At 62.9% G+C, this 20876-nt stretch carries 19 protein-coding genes; 16 read left to right on the forward strand and 3 right to left on the reverse strand.

Going from position 1 to position 20876, the window contains the following annotated elements; translation table 11 throughout:
- Positions 1-9: 9 nt before the first annotated feature.
- From ACMCNM_RS08135 to ispD, 7 genes are all read left to right on the forward strand, one after another.
- Positions 10-957 carry an acetyl-CoA carboxylase carboxyltransferase subunit alpha gene (locus ACMCNM_RS08135; protein ID WP_027595806.1) on the forward strand — a complete coding sequence of 316 codons (948 nt, stop codon included), beginning with the start codon at positions 10-12 and terminating at the stop codon, positions 955-957.
- Between the two features lie 90 nt (positions 958-1047).
- The gene (gene tilS, locus ACMCNM_RS08140) at positions 1048-2331 is read left to right on the forward strand and encodes a tRNA lysidine(34) synthetase TilS (protein WP_412764193.1); all 1284 of its coding nucleotides are present in this window, start codon (positions 1048-1050) and stop codon (positions 2329-2331) included.
- Positions 2332-2599: 268 nt separating this feature from the next.
- A complete protein-coding gene (locus ACMCNM_RS08145) occupies positions 2600-4228 on the forward strand; it encodes a CTP synthase (protein ID WP_099453143.1) in 1629 nt (542 codons plus the stop codon).
- A 3-nt stretch (positions 4229-4231) separates the two neighbouring features.
- Entirely contained in the window at positions 4232-5077 is an 846-nt protein-coding gene (gene kdsA, locus ACMCNM_RS08150) for a 3-deoxy-8-phosphooctulonate synthase (protein WP_027595809.1), read from the forward strand.
- Positions 5078-5231: 154 nt separating this feature from the next.
- The gene (gene eno, locus ACMCNM_RS08155; protein WP_027595810.1) at positions 5232-6521 is read left to right on the forward strand and encodes a phosphopyruvate hydratase; all 1290 of its coding nucleotides are present in this window, start codon (positions 5232-5234) and stop codon (positions 6519-6521) included.
- Positions 6522-6690: 169 nt separating this feature from the next.
- Positions 6691-6972, forward strand: coding sequence for a cell division protein FtsB (gene ftsB, locus ACMCNM_RS08160; RefSeq protein WP_004375443.1), 282 nt, complete (start codon positions 6691-6693; stop codon positions 6970-6972).
- A complete protein-coding gene (ispD, locus tag ACMCNM_RS08165) occupies positions 6969-7676 on the forward strand; it encodes a 2-C-methyl-D-erythritol 4-phosphate cytidylyltransferase (RefSeq protein ID WP_275749524.1) in 708 nt (235 codons plus the stop codon). Before ftsB ends, ispD begins: the two co-directional genes overlap by 4 nt.
- Before the next feature lie 116 nt (positions 7677-7792).
- On the opposite strand, the gene ACMCNM_RS08170 is transcribed toward ispD, so the two are convergent.
- Complete coding sequence (locus tag ACMCNM_RS08170) at positions 7793-8689, reverse strand: LysR substrate-binding domain-containing protein (RefSeq protein WP_275749525.1); 897 nt, start codon at positions 8687-8689, stop codon at positions 7793-7795.
- A 107-nt stretch (positions 8690-8796) separates the two neighbouring features.
- Here ACMCNM_RS08170 and ACMCNM_RS08175 point away from each other — a divergent pair, with 107 nt between their 5' ends.
- From ACMCNM_RS08175 to rpoS, 8 genes are all read left to right on the forward strand, one after another.
- On the forward strand, positions 8797-9909 hold the full coding sequence (locus tag ACMCNM_RS08175; protein WP_186676041.1) for an S-(hydroxymethyl)glutathione dehydrogenase/class III alcohol dehydrogenase: 1113 nt from the start codon (positions 8797-8799) through the stop codon (positions 9907-9909).
- Between the two features lie 8 nt (positions 9910-9917).
- Entirely contained in the window at positions 9918-10772 is an 855-nt protein-coding gene (gene fghA / locus ACMCNM_RS08180; RefSeq protein WP_099453146.1) for an S-formylglutathione hydrolase, read from the forward strand.
- A gap of 65 nt (positions 10773-10837) precedes the next feature.
- Positions 10838-11311, forward strand: a complete 474-nt coding sequence (ispF, locus tag ACMCNM_RS08185; protein WP_027595815.1) for a 2-C-methyl-D-erythritol 2,4-cyclodiphosphate synthase — start codon at positions 10838-10840, stop codon at positions 11309-11311.
- Positions 11308-12366, forward strand: a complete 1059-nt coding sequence (truD, locus tag ACMCNM_RS08190) for a tRNA pseudouridine(13) synthase TruD (RefSeq protein WP_412764194.1) — start codon at positions 11308-11310, stop codon at positions 12364-12366. Before ispF ends, truD begins: the two co-directional genes overlap by 4 nt.
- Positions 12354-13103, forward strand: a complete 750-nt coding sequence (gene surE / locus ACMCNM_RS08195; RefSeq protein ID WP_027595817.1) for a 5'/3'-nucleotidase SurE — start codon at positions 12354-12356, stop codon at positions 13101-13103. The genes truD and surE overlap by 13 nt, the downstream gene beginning before the upstream one ends.
- A 35-nt stretch (positions 13104-13138) precedes the next feature.
- Entirely contained in the window at positions 13139-13777 is a 639-nt protein-coding gene (locus ACMCNM_RS08200; protein ID WP_172960402.1) for a protein-L-isoaspartate(D-aspartate) O-methyltransferase, read from the forward strand.
- Positions 13778-13963: 186 nt separating this feature from the next.
- The gene (locus tag ACMCNM_RS08205) at positions 13964-14821 is read left to right on the forward strand and encodes a peptidoglycan DD-metalloendopeptidase family protein (RefSeq protein ID WP_186676047.1); all 858 of its coding nucleotides are present in this window, start codon (positions 13964-13966) and stop codon (positions 14819-14821) included.
- 108 nt (positions 14822-14929) lie between these two features.
- Positions 14930-15937, forward strand: coding sequence for an RNA polymerase sigma factor RpoS (gene rpoS / locus ACMCNM_RS08210; protein ID WP_027595820.1), 1008 nt, complete (start codon positions 14930-14932; stop codon positions 15935-15937).
- 630 nt (positions 15938-16567) lie between these two features.
- Here rpoS and fdxA read toward each other — a convergent pair.
- Together fdxA and mutS are read right to left on the reverse strand one after the other, a co-directional pair.
- Positions 16568-16891 (reverse strand): ferredoxin FdxA, encoded by a 324-nt coding sequence (gene fdxA / locus ACMCNM_RS08215; RefSeq protein WP_412764195.1) that lies wholly within the window; start codon positions 16889-16891, stop codon positions 16568-16570.
- Between the two features lie 140 nt (positions 16892-17031).
- Complete coding sequence (gene mutS / locus ACMCNM_RS08220; RefSeq protein WP_027595822.1) at positions 17032-19605, reverse strand: DNA mismatch repair protein MutS; 2574 nt, start codon at positions 19603-19605, stop codon at positions 17032-17034.
- Between the two features lie 185 nt (positions 19606-19790).
- On the opposite strand from mutS, the gene ACMCNM_RS08225 reads away from it, so the two are divergent.
- Positions 19791-20858, forward strand: coding sequence for a hypothetical protein (locus ACMCNM_RS08225; protein ID WP_412764196.1), 1068 nt, complete (start codon positions 19791-19793; stop codon positions 20856-20858).
- The last annotated feature ends 18 nt before the right edge of the window (positions 20859-20876 follow it).

Consider the following 20876-nt stretch of genomic DNA (forward strand, 5'->3'; position numbering starts at 1 on the left):
CGGATGCCTATGAACCCGAATTTCCTCGATTTCGAACAGCCGATTGCCGACCTGCAAGCCAAGATCGAAGGCCTGCGCCTGGTCGGTAACGACAACTCGCTGAACATCAGCGATGAAATTGCCCGTCTGCAAGACAAGAGCAATACCCTGACCGAAAGCATCTTCGGCAACCTGACCAGCTGGCAGATCGCCCGCCTGGCGCGTCACCCGCGTCGTCCTTACACCTTGGACTACCTGCAGCACATCTTCACTGAATTCGAAGAGCTGCACGGTGACCGCCATTTCTCCGATGATGCCGCGATCGTGGGCGGTACCGCCCGCCTGGATGGCAAGGCAGTGATGGTCATCGGCCACCAGAAGGGCCGCGAAGTACGTGAGAAGGTGCGCCGCAACTTCGGCATGCCGCGCCCTGAGGGCTACCGTAAGGCGTGCCGCCTGATGGAAATGGCCGAGCGTTTCAAGATGCCGATCCTGACGTTCATCGACACCCCAGGTGCCTACCCAGGTATCGACGCCGAAGAGCGCAACCAGAGCGAGGCGATTGCCTGGAACCTGCGTGTCATGGCGCGCCTGAAGACGCCAATCATCGCCACCGTGATCGGTGAGGGTGGTTCTGGCGGTGCACTGGCCATTGGTGTGTGCGACCAGCTGAACATGCTGCAGTACTCCACCTACTCGGTGATTTCGCCGGAAGGCTGCGCCTCGATCCTGTGGAAAACCGCCGACAAGGCTGCCGATGCCGCCGAGGCCATGGGTATCACGGCCGAACGCCTGAAGAGCCTGAACATCGTCGACAAGGTCATCTCGGAGCCGCTGGGCGGCGCCCACCGTGACCCGGCCGCCATGTCTGAAAGCATCCGTGCCGACCTGGTGCAGCAGCTGGATATGCTGGGCAAGCTCGACAATGACGCGCTGCTGGCACGTCGTTACGAGCGCCTGATGAGCTACGGCCTCTGATACACCCCGGGGCCGCTCTGCGGCCCCTGTGGGAGCGGGGCAAGCCCGCTCCCACAGTGCCCCGGCGATTGCGAATCATGTGAGGCGCCCTTGATCAACCTCACCCCCTGGCTCCAAGCCCCCGCCTGGCACATCGCCTTCTCTGGCGGCCTGGACTCCACCGTCCTGCTGCACCTGCTGGCCGATTACGCCCGCACCCACCCCGCGCCCCCGTTGCGCGCCATCCATATCCATCACGGCCTGCAGCCCGCCGCTGACGCGTGGCCCGCCCACTGCGCGCACGTCTGCGCCAACCTCGGCGTCGAACTTCGTGTGGTCCACGTCCAGGTCGCCCCCGGCGCCAGTCTCGAACAGGCGGCCCGCGATGCCCGTTATGCGGCATTCACGAACGTGGTCGGCCCCGGTGAAGTGCTGTTCACCGGCCAGCACCGCGATGATCAAGCCGAAACCCTGCTGTTTCGTTTGCTGCGCGGTGCCGGGCTGCGTGGCCTGACCGCAATGCCGGCACAGCGTCCGCTGGGGCAGGGCAGCCTGGCCAGGCCGTTGTTGGCGATTGCCCGCCAGCAGCTGCACGCGTATGCCCAGGCCCAAGGCCTGACCTGGATCGAAGACCCCACAAACAGCGACACCGCCTTTGCCCGCAACTATTTGCGCGGCGAAGTGTTCCCGGTGCTGCAGCAGCGTTGGCCGCAAGCCAGCCAGAACCTTGCCCGTTGCGCAGAGCACCTGGGCGAAGCGCAGGGTTTGCTGGACGAGGTGGCTCAGGCTGATCTGGCCAAGGCCGAGGAGGGGGCTGCCGCTGCATGGGTGGGGCTGGACTCCCTGGCACTTGCGGTGCTCGCGGCGTTGTCACCCGCTCGTCAGCGCAATGCCCTGCAATACTGGCTCAGCCATCGCACCCGGCTGCCGGATGCGCGCCACTGGGCTGGCTGGGCCGACCTGCGCGATGCCGCGGCCGACGCCCAGCCGACCTGGCGCTTGGCCGACGGCCGGTTGCTGCGCAGCAACGGCCGTATCTGGTGGCTGAGCGGTGACTGGCTGCAGGCGCCGCAAGGCGAATTCGCCTGGGCAGACTCGGCTTGCGCGCTGGCCTTGCCGGGCAACGGCAGCGTTCGGCTGACTGTGTCCAAGCCCCTGGCGGGCCTGACTGTCCGCTATCGCCAGGGCGGTGAAGTGCTTGAGCTTGCGGGGCGCGGTCGACGCGACCTCAAACGCCTGCTCAACGAGCTGCAGGTGCCGCCTTTCGTGCGTTCGCGCCTGCCATTGCTGTATCAGGGCGAGCGCTTGCTGGCCGTGGCCAACCTGCCGGCACTGGGGCAGGCAGATTGCCAACTGCACTGGCAGTTACCGACGAACGCGCAAGGTTTGAGCTGAAGGGTACATTCCGGTAGACTACCCTCCCTTCTTGATACAACTTCTGTGGGTTCCACGAAAACACAGCAGTTGCCGATTACCACGCAGTTTTTTGCTGGGCTGATTCTGGAAATGACGAGCGAGCTCCATGCCGGGGATACCCTGGTTTGTACAGACGCGGCAGTTTTTCGAGATGCACTGTGATTGACGCAGGTGATCGGGGGCTTCGGCCTTCCTTCGCTTTCTCCGGCGGCGCTGGCCGCCTTAACGCAGACTTCTAGGGTTTTTCATGACGCGCTACATATTCGTCACGGGCGGTGTTGTTTCTTCATTGGGGAAAGGCATTGCCTCGGCTTCCCTGGCGGCCATCCTGGAAGCGCGGGGACTCAAGGTCACCATGCTCAAGCTGGATCCGTACATCAACGTCGATCCTGGCACCATGAGTCCGTTCCAGCACGGTGAAGTCTTCGTCACCCAGGACGGCGCCGAGACTGACCTTGACCTGGGCCACTACGAGCGGTTCATCCGCACGACCATGACCCAGAACAACAACTTCACCACCGGCCGTATCTACGAGCACGTGCTGCGCAAGGAGCGCCGTGGTGACTACCTGGGTGCGACCATCCAGGTCATCCCGCACATCACCGACGAGATCAAGCGTCGCATCATCAAGGGCGCCGGCGATGCCGACGTGGCCCTGGTTGAAATCGGCGGTACCGTCGGCGACATCGAGTCGCAGCCGTTCCTCGAGGCCATCCGCCAGCTGCGCGTCGAAGTGGGCTCCAAGCGCGCCATGCTGATGCACCTGACCCTGGTCCCGTACATCGCTACCGCAGGCGAAACCAAGACCAAGCCGACCCAGCACTCGGTCAAGGAGCTGCGCTCCATCGGCCTGCAGCCTGACGTGCTGATCTGCCGCTCCGACCACCCAGTCGATGCCTCGTCGCGCCGCAAGATCGCCCTGTTCACCAACGTTGAAGAGCGTGCGGTCATTTCGCTCGAAGACGTCGACACCATCTACAAGATCCCGGGCGTGTTGCATGCCCAGGGCCTGGATGACTTCGTCACCGAGCGCTTCGGCCTGCAGTGCGACAGCGCCGACCTGTCCGAGTGGGACAAGGTCGTCGATGCCAAGCTCAACCCAGAGCACGAAGTGACCATCGCCATGGTCGGCAAGTACATGGAGCTGCTGGATGCGTACAAGTCGCTGATCGAAGCGATGAGCCACGCCGGCATCACCAACCGTACCAAGGTCAACCTGCGCTACATCGACTCTGAAGACATCGAGAACCAAGGCACCAGCCTGCTCGAAGGCGCCGACGCCATTCTGGTACCGGGCGGTTTCGGCCTGCGCGGTGTCGAAGGCAAGATCACTGCGGTGCAATACGCCCGTGAGAACAAAGTGCCTTACCTGGGTATCTGCCTGGGCATGCAAGTTGCCGTGATCGAGTTCGCCCGTAACGTGATGGGCTGGAAAGACGCCAACTCCACCGAGTTCGACCGCAACAGCGGCCACCCGGTTGTCGGCCTGATCACCGAGTGGGCTGATGCCACCGGCGCCGTCGAGACCCGTACCGAAGCCTCCGACCTGGGCGGCACCATGCGCCTGGGCGCGCAGGACTGCCAGATCGTCTCGGGCTCCAAGGTTCACGATTGCTACGGCAAGGACGTGATCACCGAGCGTCACCGCCACCGCTACGAAGTGAACAACAACCTGCTGCCACAACTGGTCGACGCTGGCCTGGTGGTTTCCGGTCGTTCCGAAGACGGCGCGCTGGTTGAAGTGGTCGAGTCCAAGGACCACCCATGGTTCGTCGCTTGCCAGTTCCACCCAGAGTTCACCTCGACCCCGCGTGACGGCCACCCGCTGTTCAGTGGTTTCGTCAAGGCAGCCCTGGCTCAGAAGAACAAGGCCTGATCAATGACCCAGAAGATCATTCGCGTCGGTAACATCGAGATCGCCAACGACAAGCCGTTCGTCCTGTTCGGCGGCATGAACGTCCTGGAATCCCGTGACCTGGCAATGAAGGTCTGCGAAGAGTACGTGCGGGTCACCGAGAAGCTCGGTATCCCGTATGTGTTCAAGGCCAGCTTCGACAAGGCTAACCGTTCGTCGGTGACGTCCTACCGTGGCCCGGGCATGGAAGAGGGGCTGAAGATCTTCGAGGAGATCAAGCGCACCTTCAACGTGCCGGTAATCACCGACGTGCACGAGCCTTACCAGGCCGAGCCGGTGGCCAAGGTCTGCGACATCATCCAGTTGCCGGCCTTCCTGTCGCGTCAGACCGACCTGGTGGTGGCCATGGCCAAGACCGGCGTGGTGATCAACATCAAGAAGGCCCAGTTCCTCGCGCCCCAGGAGATGCAACACATCCTGGCCAAGTGCGAAGAGGCGGGTAACGACCAGTTGATCCTCTGCGAGCGTGGTTCGAGCTTCGGCTACAACAACCTGGTGGTGGACATGCTCGGCTTCGGCATCATGAAGCAGTTCGAGTACCCGGTCTTCTTCGACGTGACCCATGCCCTGCAGATGCCGGGCGGTCGCTCGGACTCTGCCGGTGGCCGTCGCGCCCAGGTCACCGACCTGGCCAAGGCTGGCATGAGCCAAGGCCTGGCCGGCTTGTTCCTCGAGGCTCACCCTGATCCGGACAATGCCAAGTGCGATGGCCCTTGCGCCTTGCGCCTGGACAAGCTGGAGCCGTTCCTGACCCAGCTCAAGCAACTGGACGAGCTGGTGAAAAGTTTTCCGACGGTAGAAACCGCGTAAAGCTCATTTCTCGGGTAAAGTACCGCCCGTTCTCTCCCTGACCAAACGGTCAGGGAGCGCTTTCATCAGGCCTGCCTGCTGCATACCCCGCCTGATGAAGTGCAAGGATTTCCTAAGCTGCGTTGTTTTCGTCAATTCTGGAGTGCTTACAACAATGGCAAAAATCGTCGACATCAAAGGTCGTGAAGTTCTCGATTCGCGTGGCAACCCCACCGTGGAAGCCGATGTACTGCTCGACAACGGCATCATCGGCAGTGCTTGCGCGCCGTCCGGTGCTTCCACCGGCTCGCGCGAAGCGCTGGAGCTGCGTGATGGCGACAAGAGCCGTTACCTGGGCAAGGGCGTGCTGAAAGCCGTCGCCAACATCAACGGCCCGATTCGCGACCTGCTGCTGGGCAAGGACCCTTCCGACCAGAAGGCTCTGGACCGTGCCATGATCGACCTGGACGGTACCGAGAACAAAGCCAAGCTGGGCGCCAACGCCATCCTGGCTGTTTCCCTGGCTGCCGCCAAGGCCGCTGCCCAGGACCAGGACCTGCCGCTGTACGCGCACATCGCCAACCTGAACGGCACCCCGGGCCAGTACTCGATGCCGGTTCCGATGATGAACATCATCAACGGTGGCGAGCACGCCGACAATAACGTCGACATCCAGGAGTTCATGGTGCAGCCGGTTGGCGCCAAGACCTTCTCCGATGGCCTGCGCATGGGCACCGAAATCTTCCATCACCTGAAGGCTGTACTGAAGGCTCGCGGCCTGAACACTGCCGTCGGTGACGAAGGTGGCTTCGCGCCGAACCTGGCGTCTAACGAAGACGCGCTGGCCGCCATCGCCGAAGCCGTTGAAAAGGCCGGCTACAAGCTGGGCACCGACGTGACCCTGGCCCTGGACTGCGCAGCTTCCGAGTTCTATGAAGACGGCAAGTACAACCTGTCTGGCGAAGGCAAGTCGTTCGACGCCGAAGGCTTTGCCGAGTACCTGAAAGGCCTGACCGAGCGCTTCCCGATCATCTCGATCGAAGACGGCCTGGACGAGTCCGACTGGGCTGGCTGGAAGATCCTCACCGACAAGATCGGCGAGAAGGTGCAACTGGTCGGTGACGACCTGTTCGTGACCAACACCAAGATCCTCAAGGAAGGCATCGAGAAGGGCATCGGTAACTCGATCCTGATCAAGTTCAACCAGATCGGCTCGCTGACCGAGACCCTGGAAGCCATCCAGATGGCCAAGGCTGCAGGCTACACCGCGGTGATTTCGCACCGTTCCGGTGAAACCGAAGACTCGACCATTGCCGACCTGGCTGTAGGTACCGCTGCTGGCCAGATCAAGACTGGCTCGCTGTGCCGTTCCGACCGCGTCTCCAAGTACAACCAACTGCTGCGCATCGAAGAGCAACTGGGTGCCAAGGCGGTTTACCGTGGTCGTGCCGAGTTTCGCGGTTAAGCAAGAGATGGTAAAAAGACAGCAGCCGTAGCTGTAGGAGCTTTCGTACTGAATTTTCCTACACTTGCAAAGGGTTTCTGTCGACGAAGCCTGGCCTCGGCCAGGCTTCGTGCTATTCGAGGCCCCGAAGTGAACAGTAAGCGGCGGTCTTTTTAACCTGGATACCTTGATGCGCAGTCCCTATTGGTTGTTCCTCGTTCTGCTTCTGCTGTTGGGTGGCCTGCAGTACCGCCTGTGGGTGGGCAATGGCAGCCTGGCGCAAGTGACCGAGCTCAAGCAGCAGATCGCCGAGCAGCACGCCGAAAACGAACGTCTGCTTGAGCGTAACCGCGTGCTTGACGCAGAAGTCCTGGAGTTGAAGAAAGGTATGGAGACCGTGGAAGAACGGGCTCGTCATGAATTGGGGATGGTCAAAGAGGGTGAAACCCTCTTCCAGTTGCCGCAAAAATGACTGACACATTACCGGCCTTCTGGGCCGTGATTCCTGCTGCGGGCGTGGGTGCCCGCATGGCTGCCGACCGCCCCAAGCAGTACTTGCAACTGGGTGGGCAGACCCTTCTCGAGCATAGCCTCGACTGTTTTCTTGGCCATCCAACGCTCAAGGGCGTGGTGGTCAGCATTGCCGCAGACGACCCTTACTGGCCCGGCCTGCGCTGTGCCAGCGACCCGCGCATCCAGCGCGCGGCGGGCGGTCGCGAGCGTGCCGACTCGGTACTCAACGCGTTGCTGTTGCTGCATGCTCAAGGGGCTTCAGACAGCGACTGGGTGCTGGTGCATGATGCGGCGCGGCCGAACCTGGCGCGCAGTGACCTGGACAAGCTGTTGTCGGAGCTGGCAGATGACCCGGTGGGTGGCCTGTTGGCGGTGCCGGCGCGCGATACGTTGAAGCGTGCCGACAGCCATGGCCGGGTGAGCGCTACCGTAGACCGCAGCACCATCTGGCAGGCGTATACGCCGCAAATGTTCCGCCTGGGGGCCTTGCACCGCGCATTGGCCGAGTGCCTGGTGTCGGATGTGGTGGTCACCGACGAGGCCTCGGCCATCGAGTGGTCCGGCCTGGCGCCGCGGCTGATCGAAGGGCGCAGCGATAACATCAAGGTGACCCGGCCGGAGGACCTTGAGTGGTTGCGCCAGCGCTGGGCGGGGCGCCGCTGACACTGTAATCCTGGGCTGGCCTCTTCGCGGGCAAGCCCCCTCCTACAGGGAATTGCGATCTCTTGTAGGAGCGGCCTTGTGCCGCGAAAGGGCCGCAAAGCGGCCCCAGTGCACTATCAAGCCACACGATACTCCGGCAACCCCGCCAACCCTTCCTTCAGATAATCCACCAGCCGCCTTACCTTCGGCGACAGATGCCGCTGCTGCGGGTACAACGCCCACACCGCCGTATTCGGCGGCTGATGCGCCTCCAGCAGCGACACCAGTGCCCCCGTGTTCAGGTGCTCCAGCACGTAATAGTCCGGCAACTGGCACAAGCCCATCCCCTGCAACGCGGCGTCGAGCACCGCCTGCCCGCTGTTGCAGCGCCAGTTTCCCTGCACCCGCTGGCTGATCTCGCGGCCATCCTGCTGCAGCGCCCACAAGTCCGAACTGCCAATCAGGCAGTTGTGCCGCGCCAGTTCCGACAGGCTGTGCGGCCGGCCGTAACGCTCCAGATACGCCGGTGAGGCGCACAGGTACATGCGCCGCGGCGCCAGGCGGGCGGCAACCAGCCTGGAGTCGGCAAGCCGGCCGAGGCGAATGGCCAGGTCCATGCCTTCATGCAGCAGGTCCAGCGTGCGGTTGCTCAGTTCCACTTCCACCCTCAACTGCGGGTACAGCGCCATGAAGCGCGTCACCAACGGCACGATGAAGCGCTCGCCATAGGCCACCGCACAGGTCATGCGCAGCAGCCCCTTGGGCTCGCTGGCCAGGTCGCCCATTGCCCGCAGGGCTTCTTCACGGCCATCTTGCAGGCGCTGGCAATGCTGCAGGAAGGTCTGCCCGGCCTCACTCAGGGTGACACGCCGGGTGCTGCGGTACAGCAGGCGCGTCTGCAGGCGTTCTTCCAGGCGGGCGATCTGCCGGCTGATGTGCGAGGACGATACGCCCAGGCGCTCCGCCGCCGCGGTGAACTGGCCAGACTCGGCCACCGCCACGAATTCGTCGATGCCTTCCCAGCGGCTACTCATTGATTGTCCCTGTGCAGCAATAATGTTTTGTCTTAGCCTGGATTATTCATCAAAACACCCTGAATTACACTGCAAGGCTGAATTGACCCCTTGTCTGGAGACCGTTGATGATCAAGTCCCGTGCTGCCGTAGCCTTCGAAGCCAAGAAACCCCTGGAAATCGTCGAAGTGGACGTGGCCATGCCCAAGGCCGGCGAAGTGCTGCTGCGCGTGGTTGCCAGCGGTGTTTGCCATACCGACGCCTACACCTTGTCCGGCGCTGACCCGGAGGGTATCTTCCCGTCGATCCTTGGCCACGAAGGCGGCGCGATCGTCGAGGCAGTGGGCGAGGGCGTGACCTCGGTGGCCGTGGGTGACCATGTGATCCCGCTGTACACCCCTGAGTGCGGCCAGTGCAAATTCTGCCGTTCGGGCAAGACCAACCTGTGCCAGGCCATCCGTGCGACCCAGGGCAAGGGCCTGATGCCAGACGGCACCACGCGCTTCTCGTATAAAGGCCAGCAGCTGTTCCACTACATGGGCACCTCGACCTTCTCCGAGTACACCGTGTTGCCAGAAATCTCCGTGGCCAAGATCCAGAAGGAAGCCCCGCTGGAGAAGGTCTGCCTGCTCGGCTGTGGCGTCACCACCGGTATCGGCGCGGTCATCAACACCGCCAAGGTCCAGCCGGGTGACACCGTGGCCATCTTCGGCCTCGGCGGCATCGGCCTGTCGGCGATCATTGGCGCCGTCAAGGCCAAGGCCTCGCGCATCATCGCCATCGACATCAACCCGGCCAAGTTCGAGATCGCTCGTCAGCTGGGTGCCACCGATTGCATCAACCCGAAAGACTACGACCGCCCGATCCAGGAAGTGATTGTCGACCTCACCGACGGCGGCGTGGACTTCTCCTTCGAGTGCATCGGCAACGTCCAGCTGATGCGTGCGGCCCTGGAATGCTGCCACAAGGGATGGGGCGAGTCGGTCATCATCGGCGTTGCCGGTGCCGGCCAGGAAATCGCCACTCGTCCGTTCCAGCTGGTCACCGGTCGCGTCTGGCGCGGCTCGGCGTTCGGTGGCGTACGCGGCCGCAGCGAGCTGCCAAGCTATGTCGAAATGGCCGAGAAGGGCGAGATCCCGCTGGACACCTTCATCACCCACACCATGGGCCTGGAAGACATCAACAAGGCCTTCGACCTGATGCATGAAGGCAAGAGCATCCGTAGCGTGATCCACTTCTGAGGTCTGCCATGAGCCTGGACAACATCTCTTGCCAGAAAAGCTTCGGCGGCTGGCACAAGCGGTACCGGCACCCGTCCAAGGTGCTCGGCTGCGACATGGTGTTCGCGGTGTATCTGCCTCCTCAGGCCGAACAGGGGGCCAAGCTGCCGGTGCTGTACTGGCTGAGCGGCCTGACCTGCACCGACGAGAACTTCATGCAGAAGGCCGGCGCCCAGCGCCTGGCCGCCGAGCTTGGGTTGATCATCGTTGCGCCCGACACCAGCCCGCGTGGCGAGCAGGTGCCGGGCGACCCGGATGGCGCCTGGGACTTTGGCCTGGGGGCCGGCTTCTACCTCAATGCCACCCAGCAACCGTGGGCGCAGCACTACCGCATGCATGACTACGTGGTAGAGGAGTTGCCCGCGCTGATCGAGGCGCACTTCCCGGCCTCGGACCAACGCAGCATCAGTGGCCACTCGATGGGCGGGCATGGCGCATTGGTGTGCGCCTTGCGTAACCCGGGGCGCTACCGTTCGATCTCGGCGTTCTCGCCGATCAGCAACCCGATGGACTGCCCGTGGGGTGAAAAGGCCTTCAGCCGCTACCTGGGCGAGGACCGTGCGCGTTGGCGCGAGTGGGATGCCAGCGTCCTGCTGGCCGAGACACCCGCGGGCAGTTGCCCGCCGTTGCTGGTGGACCAGGGCGACCGTGATGACTTCCTCGAGAAGCAGCTCAAGCCTGAGGCACTGGAGCAGGCCGCGCGCAAAGGGGGGCATGCACTGACCCTGCGTCTGCAGCCTGGTTATGACCATAGCTACTACTTTATCGCCAGCTTCATCGAAGACCACCTGCGCCATCACGCGGTGGCGTTGGGCCGGGTGTAAGGCGCAGCCCCAATACCGCACAAAGCAGGTAGAATCACGCCCTGACTCAATCAGGGCGTTTTTCTATGCGTATTGGCCACGGCTACGATGTGCACCGTTTCTGCGACGGTGATTTCATTACCCTGGGCGGGGTCCGTATCCCCCACAAACACGGCCTCCTGGCTCACTCCGACGGTGACGTGCTGCTGCACGCCCTGAGCGATGCCTTGCTGGGCGCTGCGGCGCTGGGTGATATCGGCAAACACTTCCCCGACACCGACCCGCAGTTCAAGGGTGCCGACAGCCGTGCCTTGCTGCGTCATGTGGTCGCTATCGTCCAGGCCAAGGGCTGGAAGGTGGGCAATGTCGACGCCACCATCGTGGCCCAGGCGCCGAAAATGGCGCCGCACATCGAGACCATGCGCCAACTGATCGCCGAAGACCTGCAAGCCGAGCTCGACCAGGTCAACGTCAAAGCGACCACCACTGAAAAGCTGGGCTTCACCGGCCGTGAGGAGGGGATTGCCGTGCATGCGGTCGCCCTGTTGCTGCCAGCATGACCGAACTGGAACTGCTGGGCCCGCGTGCATCGGGTGAAGCGCTGGGCACTGCGGTGCTCAAGGCTGTGGCTGAAGACTTCCAGGTCGACGAGGTGCTGGATATCCCGCTGTCGGGCCAGGGTGAGCACCTATGGCTGTGGGTCGAAAAGCGCGACCTCAACACCGAAGAAGCGGCCCGCCGACTGGCCCGCGCCGCAGGCGTCCCGGCCCGTTCGATCAGCTATGCCGGCCTCAAGGACCGCCAGGCCCTGACCCGTCAGTGGTTCAGCCTGCACCTGCCCGGCAAGGCCGACCCGGACCTGTCGCGTGCCGAGGATGCCAGCCTGCGCGTGCTCAAGCAGGTGCGTCACCAGCGCAAGCTGCAGCGTGGCGCGCATTCGGCCAACGGCTTCACCCTGCGCCTGACGGCCCTGGCGGCCGATCACGCTGCGCTGGACGCGCGCCTGGAGGCGCTCAAGCAGCACGGCGTGCCGAACTACTTCGGCAGCCAGCGGTTTGGCCATGGCGGCGGCAACGTCCATGACGCCCTCGACTGGGCGGCCCGCAAGGCGCTGCCAGAGCAACGCAATGTGCGTTCGCGTTTGCTTTCGGCAGGGCGCAGCTACCTGTTCAACCAGATTCTCGCCGCTCGGGTTGCCGACGGCAGCTGGGCCCGTGCGCAAGTCGGGGACCTGTTGGCCTTCACCGATAGCCGTAGTTTCTTTCCCGCGACCGAGCAGGAATGTTCCGATCCGCGCTTGGCGATTCTCGACCTGCATCCCACCGGTGCGCTGTGGGGCGAGGGCGAAACCCCCGCCACAGGTGCCACTGCCGCGTTGGAAAGCGCAGTCGCCGCGCGGCAGCCGGCACTGTGCCATTGGCTGGCCCAGGCGGGCATGGATCACGAACGGCGCATTCTGCGGCTCCCTATTGGCGGCCTGACGTGGCATTATCCCGAGCCTGATATCCTGCAACTGGAATTCGTCCTTCCGGCCGGATGCTTCGCCACCGTGGTGGTGCGCGAAGTCGTGGATCTGGTGTCGGCAGGGCAGACGGACAGCCCATGCGTATTCTGATTTCGAACGACGACGGTGTTACCGCACCTGGCCTCGCCGCGCTGCACGCTGCGCTGGTGGATTATGCCGAGTGCGTGGTAATCGCCCCGGAGCAAGACAAGAGCGGCGCCAGCAGTTCGCTGACGCTGGACCGGCCGCTGCATCCGCAGACCCTGGCCAACGGTTTCATCAGCCTCAATGGCACGCCGACCGATTGCGTGCACCTGGGGCTCAATGGCCTGTTGCCGCAGACCCCAGACATGGTGGTGTCGGGGATCAACCTGGGCGCGAACCTGGGCGACGACGTGCTGTATTCGGGCACCGTCGCCGCTGCGTTGGAAGGCCGCTTCCTGGGCAACACGTCGCTGGCGTTTTCGTTGCTCTCGCGCCAGCCGGACAACCTGCCCACGGCGGCCTACATCGCCCGCCGGCTGGTGGAGGCGCAGTCGCGTCTCACACTGCCGCCGCGCACCGTGCTCAACGTCAATATCCCCAACCTGCCGCTGGAGCACATCCGCGGCATCCAGCTGACCCGCCTCGGTCACCGGGCGCGGGCGGCGGCGCCGACCAAGGTGGTCAACCCGCGCGGCAAGGAGGGGTACTGGATTGCCGTGGCCGGCGATGCCGAAGACGGTGGCCCGGGCACGGACTTCCACGCGGTGATGCAAGGCTATGTATCGATCACACCGCTGCAGCTTGACCGCACCTTCAACGATGCTTTCGAACAGCTCGACGGTTGGCTGGAGGGCCTGCTCTGATGCGTGAGGACGATATGTTGCGCCGGGGTATCGGCATGACCTCCCAACGGACCCGGGAGCGGCTGATCCAGCGCCTGTGCGAAGAAGGCGTGGCGAACCCCAAGGTGCTCGACGCGATCCGCCGCACCCCGCGCCACCTGTTCGTCGACGAGGCCCTGGCGCATCGCGCCTATGAAGACACGGCGCTGCCGATCGGCCACAACCAGACCATCTCGCAGCCGTTCATGGTTGCGCACATGAGCGAGCTGCTGCTTGAGGCCGGGCCGCTCGACAAGGTGCTGGAGATCGGCACGGGCTCCGGCTACCAGACGGCGATACTTGCCCAGCTCGTGGAGCGGGTGTTCTCGGTGGAGCGCATCAAGGTGCTGCAGGATCGCGCCAAGGAGCGCCTGGTAGAGCTGAACCTGCGTAACGTGGTGTTCCGCTGGGGCGATGGTTGCGAGGGCTGGCAGGCGCTGGCACCCTACAACGGCATCATCGTCACCGCCGTGGCGCCCGAGGTGCCACAGGCACTGCTCGATCAACTGGCGCCGGGGGGGCGCATGGTGATTCCGGTGGGCCCGGCAGGCGAAACACAGCAGTTGATGCTGATCGTGCGTGAGGAGCATGGGTTCTCCCGGCGTGTGCTAGGCGCCGTGCGCTTCGTGCCATTGCTCAATGGCCCGCTGGCCTGAACCACGGAATATTTACGCCAGCGACGAATTCTTGCGCCATTGCCCTGTCTATCTGGCGGGGTGATCTGCTATAGCACGAGTGGCCTTTGCAGCCGTCCACCCAATACAGGTGGGCTCGGTTATAATTGCAACAATATTGCATTTCTTATCGTTATTTCGGTATTCGGCACCATGAGGGGAGCGCGGGTGGGTCACACAGTCATTCGGCAGCGCAAGGAATGGGCGGGTTTCAAGCTTCTGGTGATTGCACTGGCCATGGGCACCTTGCTGGCGGGTTGTTCCAGCACCAGCTCGACAAGCGCGCGGGTGGTCGACCGTAACAATGCAGCGCCCAAGCGGCCGACGGTGACCTCCGGTCAGTACATCGTCAAGCCGGGCGATACGTTGTTCTCCATCGCCTTCCGTTACGGCTGGGACTACAAGGAGCTGGCCGCCCGCAACGGCATCCCGGCGCCTTACACCATTCGCCCTGGCCAGCCGATTCGCTTCAGCAGCGGCGCCACGGGTAGCACCACGGTGGTATCCAACCCTTCGTCCTCGAGCAAAACCACGGTCATTCGTCGCCCCGTTGGTAGCACCAGCACCGCCCCGAGCGGTAGCACCAAGCCGGCTACGACGGCCCCGACAACCAGTGCACCAGTGGTCGCCACCGTGCCGGCCGCAGAGCGCGCGGTAGGCGGTTGGACCTGGCCGGCCAACGGCGTGCTAATTGGAAAATTTGCTTCAAACGGTAGTTTGAATAAAGGCATTGATATCGCCGGTGATTTGGGACAGCCTGTTTTTGCTGCGTCTGATGGTGCAGTGGTCTACGCCGGGAGTGGCTTGCGGGGCTACGGCGAGCTGATCATCATCAAGCACAGCGATACCTACGTCAGTGCCTACGGTCACAACCGCAGGCTGTTGGTTCGGGAGGGGCAGCAGGTCAAGGCTGGGCAGTCGATTGCTGAAATGGGGTCCACGGGCACTGATCGGGTGAAGCTGCATTTCGAGATTCGCCGCCAGGGCAAACCCGTCGATCCGCTCCAGTTCCTGCCACGTCGTTGATTGTTGTACCTGGCCTGTTCCTCTGATGTAGAGGGGACAGGCTCCAGCGCTGCCAGGGATACAGGTGCCGCTCGAGTCTGAGTTCGAACTCAGCAAAGGACTATAACAATGGCTCTCAATAAAGAAGCGCCGGAGTTTGACATCGACGATGACGTCCTCCTGATGGAGACGGGCATCGTTTTGGAAACGGATGTGGTGTCAGACGAACCTGCTGTATCTTCGGTTCGGACAAGGGCCAAGACCGGCTCTTCGCTCAAGCAGCACAAGTACATCGATTACACTCGGGCACTTGATGCTACTCAGTTGTACCTCAATGAGATTGGATTCTCGCCTCTGCTGTCGCCAGAAGAGGAAGTGCATTTTGCGCGCCTGTCGCAAAAAGGCGACCCCGCCGGCCGCAAGCGCATGATCGAAAGCAACCTGCGCCTGGTTGTGAAAATTGCCCGTCGTTACGTGAATCGTGGCCTGTCGTTGCTCGACCTGATCGAGGAGGGCAACCTGGGGTTGATCCGTGCGGTCGAGAAATTCGACCCGGAACGTGGTTTCCGGTTCTCGACCTATGCGACCTGGTGGATTCGCCAGACCATCGAACGGGCGATCATGAACCAGACCCGTACCATTCGCCTGCCGATCCACGTGGTCAAGGAGCTCAACGTCTACCTGCGCGCTGCGCGGGAGCTGACCCAGAAGCTTGATCACGAGCCCTCGCCAGAAGAAATCGCCACCCTGCTGGAGAAGCCTGTCGCTGAGGTCAAGCGGATGCTGGGGCTGAACGAGCGGGTGTCTTCGGTGGATGTTTCGCTCGGGCCGGACTCGGACAAGACCCTGCTCGATACCCTTACCGATGACCGCCCAACCGACCCGTGTGAGCTGCTGCAGGACGACGACCTGTCGCAGAGCATCGATCAGTGGCTGGGTGAGCTGACCGACAAGCAGCGTGAGGTGGTGGTGCGCCGCTTTGGCCTGCGTGGGCATGAGAGCAGCACCCTGGAAGATGTTGGCCTGGAGATCGGCCTGACGCGTGAGCGTGTACGGCAGATCCAGGTAGAGGGGCTCAAGCGCTTGCGCGAGATCCTCGAGAAGAATGGCCTGTCTAGCGAGTCGTTGTTCCAGTAACAAGCTGTTCGCCAGCATAAGACGCCCCGATAGCCTCGGGGCGTTTTTGTGTGCGCGGTGCAGCGCAGAATAACGCGCCTCCCTGTAGGAGCAGCCTTGTGCTGCGAAGAGGCCGGTGGCAACAGTGCAAATTCGCGGTGGGGTCACCGGCCTCTTCGCAGCACAAGGCTGCTCCTACAGGGGGATGCGCAGGTCAGAAGCCAGATTTGCCATCCAGCATTTGTGTACCGCGCCACCCCAGTAACATCGGGTGTAAGAGATCGCTTACTTGTTTTGTAAGCTATCTATGCAACCAACAGTAAATCATTGTCGTTTTCAGCTCTGCCGTAATCCTAAGTTACTGAAAATCATGGATTATTTGGATGTGAGGAAAAGTGTCCGCGGTAATATCTTGAGAGGTGCCTCGGTTGTCTCGCCCGCTGAAGTCGCTAGTATTCGAACTGTGCACACGGACATGCACAGGCTTTCAGGGAGAAGGCCAAGGACATCGCAAGAAGCGATTTCATCAGGATGATGTTTGGGACAATCAGGGACTACGGAAAAAAATGTGGGCGGGTCATACCGCCCCTTTTTTTTGCCTGCTGAAAATGAAAAAAGGCCCGGATGGGCCTTTTTCGTATCCGCGCGCTATCAGCGCTCCAGATCTGCAATCTTGCCAGTCTTGCCATCCCACGCTTCAGCGTCCGGCAGGGCTTCCTTACGCTCGGTGATGTTTGGCCAGATTTCCGCCAGTTCGGCGTTCAGCTCGATGAAGTTTTCCATGCCCGATGGCACTTCGTCTTCCGAGAAGATGGCTTGCGCTGGGCATTCCGGCTCGCACAGTGCGCAGTCGATGCACTCGTCCGGGTGGATGACCAGGAAGTTCGGGCCTTCGTAGAAGCAGTCCACCGGACAGACTTCCACGCAGTCGGTGTATTTGCATTTGATGCAGTTGTCGGTGACGACGAAGGTCATTTCTAGTTCTCTCCTCAGGCGACGGCGGCGGCCCTTCCTCTCGGGGCCGCGCGGTTTACGGGTATGTGGCTGCAGGCCAGGCTAATAACCTGCAGCACCAGCAAACCGCGGCGGATTCTACCAGCTTGTAGTGGGCGCCGTTATAACAGGTTCTTTAGTTGATATAGCATTTCGATAGCTTGGCGCGGGGTCATGTCGTCCAGGTCCAGCTTGCCCAGCTTCTCGATGGCCGGGTGTGGCAGGCTGGCGAACAGATCGCTCTGGTGCGGGACGTGTGGCTCATCCTTGGCCTGCTTGCCCAACGGCTGCTCGTGCGGCAGGCTCGCGGTTTCCAGGCGGCCCAGGTGCTCGCGGGCGCGCTGAATGACCGGTGTGGGCACGCCGGCCAGTTGGGCCACGGCCAGGCCGTAGCTTTGGCTGGCAGGGCCTGGCAGCACATGGTGCAGGAAGACGATGCGCTCGTTGTGCTCGGTGGCGTTCAGGTGCACGTTGGCCACCAACGGCTCGTTTTCCGGCAGTACAGTGAGCTCGAAGTAGTGCGTGGCGAACAGCGTGTAAGCACGCAACTGGGCCAGGCGCTCGGCGGCGGCCCAGGCCAGCGACAGGCCATCGAAGGTGCTGGTGCCGCGGCCGACTTCGTCCATCAGCACCAGGCTGCGGTCGGTGGCGTTGTGCAGAATGTTGGCGGTTTCACTCATCTCGACCATGAAGGTCGAGCGCCCGCCGGCCAGGTCGTCACTGGAGCCGATGCGGGTGAAGATGCGGTCGACCAGCGACAGCTCGCACTGGGCTGCCGGCACGAAACTGCCGATGTGCGCCATCAGCACGATCAAGGCGGTCTGGCGCATGTAGGTAGATTTACCGCCCATGTTCGGGCCGGTAATGATCAGCATGCGGGTGCTGTTGTCCAGGTTCAGGTCGTTGGCCACGAACGGCGTGGTCAGCACCTGCTCGACCACCGGGTGACGGCCCTGGTCGATGCGCAAGCACGGCTCGTCGACGAAGCGAGGGCAGTTCAGGTCGAGGTTCAGGGCACGCTCGGCGAGGTTGCTCAGCACGTCCAGTTCGGCCAGGGCGGCGGCGCTGTCTTGCAGCGGTGCCAAGTGGCTGATCAGGGTTTCGAGCAGGGCATCGTAAAGCATCTTCTCGCGGGCCAGGGCGCGGCTCTTGGCCGACAGTGCCTTGTCCTCGAACGCCTTGAGCTCTGGGGTGATGAAGCGCTCCGCACCCTTGAGGGTCTGGCGGCGAATGTAGTCGCCCGGGGCTTGTTCGGCCTGCTTGGTCGGCAGCTCGATGAAGTAGCCATGCACGCGGTTGTAGCCGACCTTGAGATTGGCCAGGCCTGTACGGGCTTTTTCACGGGCTTCCAGGTCGATCAGGAACTGGCCAGCGTTCTCGCTGATCGCGAGCAACTCGTCCAGCTCGTTGTCGTAGCCGGCCTTGAGCACGCCGCCATCACGGATTACCGCGGGCGGGTTGTCGATGATCGCCCGCTCCAGCAGGCTGGCCAGCTCTGGGTAAGTGCCGGTAATGGCGGCCAGGCGCGCCAGGTGCGGGGCTTCCAGCTCGGCCATGGCGTTTTGCAGCTCGGGCAGGGCGCCGAGGGCATCACGCAGGCGTGCGAGGTCGCGTGGGCGGGCATTGCGCAGGCCGATACGGGCGAGGATCCGCTCGATATCGCCAATTTCCTTGAGCTGCGGCTGCAGTTTTTCGAAACGGTAGCCGTCGAGCAGGCAACGGATCGAATCCTGGCGCGCCTGCAGGACCTTGAGGTCACGCAGTGGGCGGTTCAGCCAGCGGGTCAGCAAGCGGCTGGCCATGGCGGTCTGGCAGCGGTCGATCACCGACTGCAGGGTATTGTCGCGCCCGCCCGCCAGGTTGACGTCCAGCTCCAGGTTGCGGCGGCTGGCGCCATCCAGGATGACCGTGTCGTCCAGGCGCTCGTGGCGCAGGCTGCGCAGGTGCGGCAGGGCGGTGCGCTGGGTTTCCTTGGCGTAGGTCAGCAGGCAACCGGCGGCGCCGATGGCCAGGGTCAGCTTGTCGCAGCCAAAGCCTTTGAGGTCCTTGGTCGCGAATTGCTGGCACAGGGCCTTGCGCGCCGAATCGCGGTCGAAGTCCCACGGGGCGCGGCGGCGCGCACCAGGGCGTTTTTCGGCCGGCAGGTCGCGTGGCCAGTCGTCGGGGATCAGCAGTTCGACCGGGTTGAGGCGGTCGAGCTCGGCCAGCAGGTTTTCCCAGCCTTTGATCTCTTGCACGCCGAAGTTGCCACTGGTGATGTCCAGCACCGCCAGGCCAAACAGGCGTTCATCGCCCAGCAGCGCGGCAATCAGGTTGTCGCGGCGCTCGTCGAGCAGTGCTTCGTCGCTGACCGTGCCGGGGGTGATGATGCGCACCACCTGGCGCTCTACCGGGCCCTTGCTGGTTGCCGGGTCGCCAATCTGTTCGCAGATCACCACCGATTCGCCGAGCTTGACCAGTTTGGCCAGGTAGCCTTCCAGCGAATGGAACGGAATGCCGCACATGGGGATGGACTGGCCGGCCGACTGGCCGCGCGCGGTCAGGGTGATATCCAGCAGTTTTGCGGCTTTCTTCGCATCTTCGTAGAAGATCTCGTAGAAATCGCCCATGCGGTAGAACATCAGCTGGTCCGGGTGCTGGTTTTTCAGCTTCCAGTACTGCTGCATCATCGGGGTGTGTGCGGAGAGATCTGACATTCAGGGCCTTACAGCGGGTGATCTGGTTGGCGATGGTAAAACCGGCAATGGTACAGGCTTTTTCATCCAGATGCAGGCGGCCGCAGTGGGGCATGTGCGCGCAGTTCGGCGGGCCATCATGGAGCTTCGTCTTTGACTGCACTAGAATGCGCGGCCTTTTGAATGCCCCTAGCCGTGACGTAGTGATGAACCTGTCCAGCCGTATCCCTTATGTAAAGCAGCAACTGATCTACCTCCTGTACGGTGATCGGCGGATTTACCAGCTGGAAGCCAAGCTCAGCATCCTCACCGCCCTGGCGCGCTGCAAGCCGGCGGAGCTGCCGGTGATTCGTGTGTTGACCGACCAGCCGCAGGCATTCGCCGGTTGGCCGGTAGAGGTGATCGCGCTGGATGACGCGACCCTGCAGGCCTGGACCGGGGAGGGCGGCTACACCCATCGGCGCAAGGCCTGCGCCATTGCGCAAGCTGGGCAGTGGGCGGACAAGACAGTGTTCATCGACACCGACACGGTGTTCCTGCAGTCACCGCTGAAGCTGTTTGGCCAGGTGGATGCCGGGCAGTACCTGGTAGACGAGGTCGAGATGAGCTGGGCCGAGGCGTCGCACCGTGAGGACTACCTCGGCTTCAGCGCAGGGCTTGCGCGTGCGGGCGCAGTGCCGAGCGACGACCTGCGGCTGTGCAACAGCGGTGTCCTGGGCTTCACCCGTGAGAATGCCGGCATTGCCGAACGTGCCATCCAGCGCATCGATGCGTGGACGCCTTACGCCCGTGAGTTGCACACCATCGAGCAGATCGCCTTTTCGTTCGAGTTGCAGGGCGCGCAGATCAACCAGGCGCGTGGTGTGATCAGCCACTACTTTGCGATGAAGCAGTACATCCACGCCATTCTGGAGATTTTCTTCGCCCGCCACGGCGAGCGCTTTACGCCGAAGATGCCTGGCCTGGCCTTGAAGGTGCCTGCGCATCGCCCGGTGCCATCCTGGCTCAACCGCCTTTCGGTCAAGTGGAGCCTTACGCGCGTGCCCCCAGAGCTGCGGGGTGTCGGCCGCAAGCTTTTATATGGCAGTGTCATCGGCAGCGACGATTACCAGCGCGCCTGCAAGGTGGTCTGGTGGCGTTCGGCGATTGAGGACATGCGCCATTTGCGTGGCCTGGACTGGAACCAGGGCTGGCCAGCCGGCCTACCGCGTCTTGGGCGGCGCGACGAGCGTGCGTTCAGCGCCATTGCCCGCGATAGCCTGAAGGTTTCCTGAAGCCGCGCCGCGCATGGG

Origin of the sequence: Pseudomonas sp. NGC7 (genome assembly GCF_047159675.1) — a bacterium.
GTDB lineage: Bacteria > Pseudomonadota > Gammaproteobacteria > Pseudomonadales > Pseudomonadaceae > Aquipseudomonas > Aquipseudomonas kermanshahensis.

Excerpts from the sequence above, each read along its gene's own strand:
- ACMCNM_RS08135 (WP_027595806.1), top strand. The coding sequence starts at position 10 with ATGAACCCGAATTTCCTCGATTTCGAACAGCCGATTGCCGACCTGCAA.
- ACMCNM_RS08145 (WP_099453143.1), top strand. The coding sequence starts at position 2,600 with ATGACGCGCTACATATTCGTCACGGGCGGTGTTGTTTCTTCATTGGGG.
- kdsA (WP_027595809.1), top strand. The coding sequence starts at position 4,232 with ATGACCCAGAAGATCATTCGCGTCGGTAACATCGAGATCGCCAACGAC.
- eno (WP_027595810.1), top strand. The coding sequence starts at position 5,232 with ATGGCAAAAATCGTCGACATCAAAGGTCGTGAAGTTCTCGATTCGCGT.
- ftsB (WP_004375443.1), top strand. The coding sequence starts at position 6,691 with ATGCGCAGTCCCTATTGGTTGTTCCTCGTTCTGCTTCTGCTGTTGGGT.
- ispD (WP_275749524.1), top strand. The coding sequence starts at position 6,969 with ATGACTGACACATTACCGGCCTTCTGGGCCGTGATTCCTGCTGCGGGC.
- ACMCNM_RS08170 (WP_275749525.1), bottom strand. The coding sequence starts at position 8,689 with ATGAGTAGCCGCTGGGAAGGCATCGACGAATTCGTGGCGGTGGCCGAG.
- ACMCNM_RS08175 (WP_186676041.1), top strand. The coding sequence starts at position 8,797 with ATGATCAAGTCCCGTGCTGCCGTAGCCTTCGAAGCCAAGAAACCCCTG.
- fghA (WP_099453146.1), top strand. The coding sequence starts at position 9,918 with ATGAGCCTGGACAACATCTCTTGCCAGAAAAGCTTCGGCGGCTGGCAC.
- ispF (WP_027595815.1), top strand. The coding sequence starts at position 10,838 with ATGCGTATTGGCCACGGCTACGATGTGCACCGTTTCTGCGACGGTGAT.
- truD (WP_412764194.1), top strand. The coding sequence starts at position 11,308 with ATGACCGAACTGGAACTGCTGGGCCCGCGTGCATCGGGTGAAGCGCTG.
- surE (WP_027595817.1), top strand. The coding sequence starts at position 12,354 with ATGCGTATTCTGATTTCGAACGACGACGGTGTTACCGCACCTGGCCTC.
- ACMCNM_RS08200 (WP_172960402.1), top strand. The coding sequence starts at position 13,139 with ATGACCTCCCAACGGACCCGGGAGCGGCTGATCCAGCGCCTGTGCGAA.
- rpoS (WP_027595820.1), top strand. The coding sequence starts at position 14,930 with ATGGCTCTCAATAAAGAAGCGCCGGAGTTTGACATCGACGATGACGTC.
- fdxA (WP_412764195.1), bottom strand. The coding sequence starts at position 16,891 with ATGACCTTCGTCGTCACCGACAACTGCATCAAATGCAAATACACCGAC.
- mutS (WP_027595822.1), bottom strand. The coding sequence starts at position 19,605 with ATGTCAGATCTCTCCGCACACACCCCGATGATGCAGCAGTACTGGAAG.
- ACMCNM_RS08225 (WP_412764196.1), top strand. The coding sequence starts at position 19,791 with ATGAACCTGTCCAGCCGTATCCCTTATGTAAAGCAGCAACTGATCTAC.